The 3005-nt window shown below is 72.3% G+C and carries 1 protein-coding gene; it reads left to right on the top strand.

Going from position 1 to position 3005, the window contains the following annotated elements; translation table 11 throughout:
• Positions 1 to 3005, top strand: a 3005-nt coding sequence (locus ACFWB8_RS36890; RefSeq protein ID WP_385237647.1) for an AMP-binding protein, incomplete at both ends; no start/stop codon positions are given.

Genomic DNA, 3005 nt, shown 5'->3' with positions numbered 1-3005 from the left:
GAGCTGCCCGACTACATGGTCCCGGGTGCCTTCGTGGAGCTGGAGGCGTGGCCGCTGAACACCGCCGGGAAGCTCGACCGCAAGGCGCTCCCGGCCCCCTCCCGCGGCGCCGAGAGCACATATATAGCTCCCCGCACAGACGCCGAGGCGAGCATCGCTCATGCCTGGGAATCAGCTCTCGGGCTCGAACGGGTGAGCGTCGAGGACAGCTTCTTCGATCTCGGCGGCGACTCCATCCGGGCGGTCTCCGTCGTCGGTGCGCTGAAGGCACTGGGCCACCGACTCTCCGTTCGAACGATCTTCACGTACCAGACCGTCGCCGAGCTGGCGGACCATCTCGCGGCGCAGGCACAGCAGGAGGACACCGTGTCACCGACGAACATCTCCACCCGGACGGCAGGGGCGGCCGACGCGGCAGAGGCGCTTGCCGGTGCGCTCGCGGCGGCCGGCATCGACCTCGCCGCAGGCGGCCTCTCCGACCAGACCTCGGTCGCCGACCTCCTCGCCCTGCTCCGCACCCAGGCCACCCCGGCCGCCGCCGAGCCGCAGCCCGCGCCCGGGGAAGGAGGCCTCGCCCCTTTCGCCCTGCTCACCGATGAGGACAGGGAACGGATACCCGAGGGCCTCGCCGACGCCTACCCGCTCTCCCAGGTGCAGACCGGCATGGCCGTCGAGACCCTGGTCGAGGACGGCGGCGACGACTACCACCGCGTGACCTCCTTCCGGGTCCGCGATGGGCAGGCCTTCTCCCGTACCGCGCTGGAGGCGGCGGCCCGCGCCGTCGCAGCCCGGCACGAGGTCCTGCGCACGTCCATCGACCTCACCGGCTACTCCGTGCCGATGCAGCTCGTCCACGCCTCGGTCGAGATCCCCCTCCACGTGGAGGACCTGACGGGCATCCGGGACGAGGAGTCGCTCACGCGGGCCGTCCAGGCCCACGTGGCGGTCGAGGAGTCCCGCCCCTTCGACCTCGCCGACCACTCCCTGCTGCGCATCGCCGCGCTGGTCGAGAGCGACAAGGCCTGGTGGCTCTCCCTGACCCACAGTCACATCGTCCTGGAGGGCTGGAGCCACCACTCCCTCCTGATGGAGATCCTCGACGTCTACCGCACGGTCCGCGACGGCGGTGACCCGGACGCCGGCCGCGAGCCGGTGCCCGCCCGCTACGCCGACTTCATCGCCGGGGAGCTGGAGTCCCTCGCGGACGAAGGCGACCGCGCGTACTGGGCGCACACCGTCGACGCCTTCCCCGCCTTCGCCCTCCCGGCCGGCTGGGGCGAGCCCACCGCGCAGGACGGCCGCGGCTACCGCCTGCCGGTCGCCTACTCCGACCTGGAGCCCGGGCTCAAGAAGCTGGCCGAACGGGCCCGCGCCTCCGCCAAGAGCGTGCTGATCGCCGCCCACCTGAAGGTGATGAGCCAGCTCACCGAGGAGTCCCGCTTCTCGGCCGGCCTGGTCACCGACGCCCGCCCCGAACTGCTGGGCGCCGAGCGGGTCTGCGGCATGCACCTCAACACCGTCCCGTTCGCCCACGATGCCGGGGTCGCGGCCACCTGGACCGGGCTCGTACGCCAGGTCTTCGACCGCGAGATGGACCTCTTCGAGCACCGCCGCTACCCGCTGCCGGCGATCCAGCGGCTGGCCGAGCCCGGCCAGTCCGTCGTCGAGGTGCTGTTCACCTACCAGAACTACCACCAGGTCGACACCGAGCTGATCGACGTCGAGGCCAACCTCGGGGACGCCACCTCGCAGTTCCCCCTCGCCGTCACCACCCTCGCCGGGCACCTGGTCCTGACCGCCAACGAGCGGGACCTCGCCCGGCCCCAGGCCCAGCGGATCGCGGACATGTACCGCCTCGTCCTGGAGGCCATGGCCGCCGACCCGGAGGGCGACGCGCGGGCCGTGCTGCTGCCCGCCGACGAGGAGGCCCTCGTCGTCACCGGCTGGAACGACACCGCCACCGAGGCCCCGGCCCCGACGGTGCCCGAGCTCTTTGCGGCGCGGGTCGCGGCCGTCCCGGACGCGGTGGCCGTCACCGGTGGTGGTGTGTCGCTGTCGTACGCCGAGCTGGACGCGCGCTCCGAGGTGTTGGCTCACCGGCTGGTGGCCGGGGGTGTGCGTCCGGGTGATGTGGTGGGTGTGCTGCTGGAGCGTGGTGTGGAGCTGTTGGTCGCGTTGCTCGCCGTGCAGAGGTCCGGTGGTGCGTACCTGCCGATGGACGCCTCGCACCCCGCTGCCCGTCTGGGCGGGATCGTGGCCGACGCGGCGCCCGTCGTTCTCGTCACCCAGGATTCGCTGGCCGCGACGGCCGCCGAGATCCACTCGGGTGCGCGGATCTCGGTGTCCGAGGCGGCCGAAGTTCCCGGCCGGCTTCCGGTGATCGACCGGGATGCGGTGGCGTACGTCCTGTACACCTCGGGTTCGACGGGCAAGCCGAAGGGCGTGCAGGTCACGCACGGGGCGCTCGGGAACCTGCTCGTCGGCATCCGCCGGGTGCTGGGTGTCGCGGAGGCGGGGGAGTCCTGGCTGGCCTCCACGTCGGTGTCCTTCGACATTTCGGGGCTGGAGCTCTACCTGCCGCTGATCGGCGGCCACCGCGTGGTCGTCGCCCGGAGCGGGGAGGACCTGGCGGAGCTGGTCGCCGCCGAGCGCGTGACGCACGTGCAGGCCACCCCGTCCGGCTGGAAGCTGCTGCGGGAGGCGGGCTTCTCCGACCGCTCCGTGACCGCCCTGGTCGGCGGCGAGGCCCTGCCGGCCCCGCTGGCCCGCGAACTGCGCGCCCACGTGGCCCGGTTGGTGAACGTCTACGGTCCGACCGAGACGACCATCTGGTCCGCCACCTGGGAGGTCCCGGCCGAGGCCGCCGCCGTCTCCATCGGCTCCCCGATCGACAACACCCAGCTGTACATCGTCGATGCGTTGATGCAGCCGGTGCCGTTGGGTGTGGTGGGTGAGCTGTGCATCGCCGGTGACGGTGTCGCGCAGGGTTACCTGGGGCGTGCCGA

This window comes from Streptomyces sp. NPDC060031 (assembly GCF_042736805.1).
Taxonomy (GTDB): Bacteria; Actinomycetota; Actinomycetes; order Streptomycetales; family Streptomycetaceae; genus Streptomyces.
This window is presented reverse-complemented; position numbering and strand designations above follow the sequence as displayed.